The organism is Flavobacterium sp. (genome assembly GCF_035456085.1).
Classification (GTDB): Bacteria; Bacteroidota; Bacteroidia; order Flavobacteriales; family Flavobacteriaceae; genus Flavobacterium.
In genome coordinates, this window is sequence record NZ_DATIDY010000096.1 from 1 (window position 1) to 3,489 (window position 3,489).

Annotated in this window: 3 protein-coding genes; all 3 read left to right on the top strand. The window is 35.5% G+C overall.

Annotated features, from left to right (window positions below):
* The coding region (locus VLC96_RS07435; RefSeq protein WP_325261791.1) for an efflux RND transporter permease subunit at positions 1-1,050 on the top strand (1,050 nt) is incomplete at its 5' end.
* The gene (locus VLC96_RS07440) at positions 1,037-2,290 is read left to right on the top strand and encodes a TolC family protein (protein ID WP_325261793.1); all 1,254 of its coding nucleotides are present in this window, start codon (positions 1,037-1,039) and stop codon (positions 2,288-2,290) included. The genes VLC96_RS07435 and VLC96_RS07440, both read left to right, overlap by 14 nt.
* A gap of 2 nt (positions 2,291-2,292) precedes the next feature.
* Positions 2,293-3,489 (top strand): heavy metal-binding domain-containing protein (locus tag VLC96_RS07445; RefSeq protein WP_325261795.1); only part of this gene is annotated, 1,197 nt, incomplete at its 3' end.

Genomic DNA, 3,489 nt, shown 5'->3' on the forward strand with positions numbered 1-3,489 from the left:
AAAGATTTGTATTCCGAACCCATTACAGGTGGAAAATACATTGATATCGAGCCTAAAAGAGAAGTTATAGGCAGATATGGACTTTCAATAGACGATATAAACGCTGTTGTGGAAGCTTCTATCGGTGGAATGAAACTCACCACAACTATTGAGGGAAGACAGCGTTTTTCGGTCAATGCGCGATATGCACAAGAATACCGAAACAGCATTGAAGCCTTGAAAAAACTGCAAGTACAAACAATGGAATTTGGCCCCATACCATTAGAAACGGTTGCCGATGTAAAAATAAGTGATGGCCCGCCTATGATAAACAGCGAAAATGCGATGCTTCGAGGCAGTGTATTGTTTAATGTTCGGGATAGGGATTTAGGAAGTACAGTCAAAGAAGCACAAAGAAAATTGAATGAAATGATTACTAAAATGCCAAAAGGCTATTATGTGGAATGGAGCGGGCAATGGGAAAATCAAATGAGAGCTAACAAAACATTAGGCGTAATTCTCCCGATTGTTGTCGTGATTATTTTCCTCATTTTATATTTCACTTATCATTCTATGAAAGAGGCTTTGATTACTATGATAACGGTTCCGTTTGCATTAATTGGCGGTATTTTTATGGTCTATTTTTATGGAATAAATTTATCTGTTGCCGTAGCTGTAGGTTTTATTGCCTTGTTTGGTTTGGCAGTCGAAACGGCGATGCTGATTACCATTTATTTGAACGAAGCAATGAATAAAATGGTAGATAAACACGGCAATAGTAAAGAAACATTAACTGAAGAAATAGTAAGAGAATATATTATTGACGGTTCCGCCAAGAGATTACGCCCAAAACTGATGACGGTTTCGGTTTCTTTGTTTGGTCTGATTCCCATTCTTTGGGCAACGGGAACAGGAGCTGATGTAATGCTCCCTATCACAGTTCCGCTCATAGGCGGGACAATTACTTCAACGATTTATGTATTATTGGTAACCCCTGTTGTTTTTGAAATGGTAAAACTTCACGAATTAAGAACAAAAGGAAAAATTAATCTTATAGATGCAAAACATTAAATTTCATATCGCCCTTAGTTGTTTGATTTTATGCGTTGCAATCAGCAAAGCCCAAACACTTACGTTGGATAATGTCTTGAGTACAATCAATACAAATAATCCACAATTGAAAATGTATGATGCCGATATCCAAAGTATGGATGCTTCGGCCAAAGGAGCCAGAAGTTGGATGCCTCCACAAGTAGAAACGGGATTATTTATGACTCCCTATAATACCAAAATGTGGAAAGCAGATGAAATGAACCCCGGTATGGGAAGCTATATGTTGGGTGTAACCCAAATGATTCCGAATGCTTCTAAGCTAAATGCCAATGAAAATTTGATGAAAGCGATGTCATCGGTCGAAAATGAAAATAAAAATTTCACTCTGAACCAATTAAACGCATTGGCAAAAACTTATTATTACGAATGGATTATCATCAAGAAAAAGACAAAAATAGCACAAGACAATCTCCAGCTCCTTGATTATATGATTAAAAGCATGGAAATACGTTATCAGTACAACATGGATAAATTGCCGTCATACTATAAAGCCAAATCGCAATATGCTACTTTGCAAAGTATGATTGTGATGTTGGAAAATGATATTTCCCAGCGAAAATACATGCTCAATACTTTAATGTCGCGTGATAAAAATGTGGATTTTGACATTGATTCAAACTACGAGATTAAGGATTTCAATCTTTTTGAAACCGATTTGTCTTCTTATATTAACAATCGCAGTGACATCAAAGCCATTGACAAAACCAAGGAAATCAACAATTATAAAATTGAGGTAGAGAAAGTAGCTACAAGACCGGAATTTGGCGTAAAATACGACCATATGTTTGCTTTCGGGAATCAGCCACAGCAGTTTTCATTAATGGGAATGATGACAATTCCAGTGTCTTGGTCAACCAAAATGAATAAAGCCAATATGGAAAGTTACCGTCTAAAAAACGAAAGTTTGGATTGGCAAAAACAAATGATTGCCAATGAAGCAACCGGGATGATAAAAGGCATGAATGCGGAATTTTTGAATCTGAAAAAGCAATACCAAATTACCCAAGACAACATTATTCCTGCTTTAAAAAGAAACTATGATACCGCCATTTTAGCTTGGCAAAACAACACCGGGGATTTATTCGTTGCATTAGAAGCTTGGGAAGCTATGAATATGACTCAAATCGATGCTTTGGATAAATTAAAATCAATTTTAACAACACAAGTAGAAATAGAAAAACAACTAGAAGTCAAATAATTATGAGTAAATACACGAAATACGGTTTAGTTGGGATTGCTATTTTGATTGTTGGAATTGCAATCTATTTCCTTGTAACCAAATCAGGAAATCATTCGGAAATGGAACATCAAAATGAGGTTTACACTTGCTCGATGCATCCCGAAGTTATTAGAGACAAACCTGGCAGTTGTCCTATTTGCGGAATGGCTTTGGTAAAAAAAATAACCGAAGACCATTCTGACACAAATGATTCTGTTGACGACCTTTTGAAACCCACCGATAAGTTTGTCGTGGGAAATTATCAAACCACAACGGCAAAAGACACCATTATAAGAAGTAATATCAGTTTACCTGGAATTGTCACTTACGATTCGAATTCTGCGGTAAATATCTCGGCAAGAATCAATGGTCGAATAGAGAAAATGTATGTCAATTATAAGTACCAAAGAGTAACGAAAGGACAAAAAATATTTGAATTGTACAGCCCGGAATTATTGACTGAACAGCAAAATTTTATTTATTTGATTTCCAATGACATTCAAAACACATCGATTATTAATTCAGCAAAACAGAAATTATTGCTTTATGGAATGTCCAATAATCAGATAGGTGCATTGGCTTCCGCTAAAAAAGTAAATCCTGTAATTGCTATTTATAGTCCTGCTAACGGAATCATTACCGGAACCGAAAAAATGACTAATCCTGATACTTCTTCGATGCAGAATGTAAGCAATACTACAGAAGCTTTGGATGTTAAAGAAGGAAGTTATATCAAGAAAGGAGAAGTTGTTTTTAAGTTGATGAATACCGATAAAGTTTGGGGTATTTTCAATGTTTTGCAAGGATATAGTAGCCTAATTAAAATCAATCAGTCCATTGACATCACTTCTGAATTGGATGAAAAGAATACTATTTACGCAAAAATAAATTTTGTGGAAACGCAATTAAACACAACTGACAAGACCAATAGAGTTCGGGTGTATCTAAATAATGTAAATCTAAAATTGCCCATTGGCACAAGATTGCAGGGAAATGTGCAATTAAATTCCACAAAGGCAATTTGGTTGCATAAACAAGCTTTGGTTAACGTGGGCGAGAAAAAAATAGTTTTTGTAAAAATGGATAATGGTTTCAAAACAAAAGCTATTCAAACTGGACTTGAAATAGATGATTTTGTTCAAATCCTTGAAGGGCTTTCTGTGGGAGATACAATAGCC